Annotated in this window: 1 protein-coding gene; it reads right to left on the bottom strand. The window is 66.7% G+C overall.

The features are described from left to right. A partial coding sequence (locus PZH32_RS13845; RefSeq protein ID WP_275208844.1) for a hypothetical protein occupies positions 1-288 on the bottom strand: 288 nt, incomplete at both ends.

Below are 288 nucleotides of genomic sequence, written 5' to 3'. Positions count from 1 at the left end.
AATTGTTGGTGATAACCGTACGGTAGCCGGCGTTCTCCTCGTTCACGTAGGCAATGTGCCACGGGTCGCGCACCGCCGGATAGCCGAAAGCGTTGAACAAGCCGTTTTGGTACACCGGCTGGGTACGGCCGTCGATGGTCTTGCCCGCGGCCGTGCCGTCATCGGCCTTGCCGCCCGGCGTGGAGGCATGCTGCACCTTGCCGGGCTCGGTGCTCAGCACATCCGTGCCGCCGGCATTGTCGGTGGCCGCGGTGCCCACGCCGTAGGAGCCGGTGCGCACCTTCGGCT

Source organism: Adlercreutzia equolifaciens, from assembly GCF_029076695.1.
In the GTDB taxonomy this organism is placed as follows: domain Bacteria; phylum Actinomycetota; class Coriobacteriia; order Coriobacteriales; family Eggerthellaceae; genus Adlercreutzia; species Adlercreutzia equolifaciens_A.
Note: the sequence above shows the minus strand (reverse complement) of the source record. Positions and strands in the feature narration are given on the sequence as shown.